This is a genomic window from Stenotrophomonas sp. YIM B06876 (assembly GCF_030711595.1).
Lineage (GTDB): Bacteria > Pseudomonadota > Gammaproteobacteria > Xanthomonadales > Xanthomonadaceae > Stenotrophomonas.
Genome location: NZ_JAUJUJ010000194.1, coordinates 1 through 1,471 on the forward strand (window position 1 = coordinate 1; position 1,471 = coordinate 1,471).

Here is a 1,471-nt window from a genome sequence, read left to right on the forward strand (position 1 = left end):
TGCCGGTGCTGCTGGTGCTGTCCTCGATGGTGCCGGGGGGCTGGGTGCTGTCGTCTGAAAACCTGATGCCCAAGCTCAACCGGCTCAGCCCCATGAGCAACCTGGGGCGCATGTTCAAGGGCAAGCACCTGGTGGGCGTGCTCACCTCCATCTTCAAGGCCCTGCTGCTGGGCAGCGTGCTCTGGTACCTGTGCAGCCGCAGCGCGCAATACTACCTGCGCCTGCAGGGGCTGTCGCTCGGCGAAGCCATCGACACGGGCGCCGGCATGGTGCTCTCGGGCGTGCTGTCCATGGCCATGGTGTTCGTGCTGTTCGGCCTGATCGACCTGCCGGTGCAGGTGTTCTTCTTTCTGCGCGGCCAGCGCATGAGCAAGCAGGACCTCAAGGAAGAGCACAAGGGCAACGAGGGCCGCCCCGAAGTCAAGAACCGCATCCGCCAGCTGCAGCGCCAGCTCTCGCGGCGCAGCGTGCGCAGCGCCGTGCCCACGGCCGACGTGGTGATCGTCAACCCCGAGCACTATGCCGTCGCGCTCAAGTACGACGAGCAGCGCGCCCAGGCGCCCTACGTGGTGGCCAAGGGCGTGGATGAAATGGCCCTCTACATCCGCGAGATCGCGCGCGAGCACCAGGTCGAGGTGGTCTCCATGCCGCCGCTGGCCCGCGCCATCTACAACACCAGCCAGGTGCAGCAGCAGATCCCGATCCCGCTGTACAACGCCGTGGCGCTGGTTCTCAACTACGTGCTGCAGCTCAAGGCCTTCCAGACCGGCCAGCGGCCCAGCGAGCCACGGTTGCCCGCCGACCTGGCCGTTCCCTCCCATTTGACTTGAGTCGCCCGACATGAAACTCCCGCAGCCCGGACTCTTCGACGCCTTGCGCCGCTACAGCTATGCCACGCCGCTGATGGTGCTGGCCCTGCTGGCCATGATCATCCTGCCGCTGCCGCCGGCGGTGCTCGACGTGCTGTTCACGTTCAACATCGTGCTGGCGATCATCGTCATCCTGATCAGCGTCTCGGTCAGCCGCCCGCTCGAATTCTCGACCTTTCCGACCGTCATCCTCGCCACCACGCTGATGCGGCTGGCGCTCAACGTCGCCTCGACGCGGGTGGTGCTGCTCAAGGGCCATGAGGGCACGCACGCGGCGGGCCAGGTGATCGAGGCCTTCGGTAACGTGGTGATCGGCGGCAACTTCGTCGTCGGCCTGGTGGTGTTCGTTATCCTGATGATCATCAACTTCGTGGTGGTGACCAAGGGCGCGGAGCGCATTTCGGAAGTGTCGGCGCGCTTCACGCTCGACGCGCTGCCGGGCAAGCAGATGGCGATTGACGCCGACCTCAACGCCGGCCTGATCAACCAGGAAAAGGCCCAGACGCGCCGCCGCGAAGTCGGCATGGAGGCCGACTTCTACGGCGCCATGGACGGCGCCTCGAAGTTCGTGCGCGGCGACGCCATCGCAGGCATTTTGATTT

General features: G+C 65.7%; 2 protein-coding genes. Both read left to right on the plus strand.

What is annotated here, in order from left to right:
* Window positions 1–830: flagellar type III secretion system protein FlhB (locus tag QZH66_RS15990; protein ID WP_305806879.1), on the plus strand; the 830-nt coding region annotated here is incomplete at its 5' end.
* A gap of 10 nt (window positions 831–840) precedes the next feature.
* The coding region (locus QZH66_RS15995; RefSeq protein ID WP_305806880.1) for an FHIPEP family type III secretion protein at window positions 841–1,471 on the plus strand (631 nt) is incomplete at its 3' end.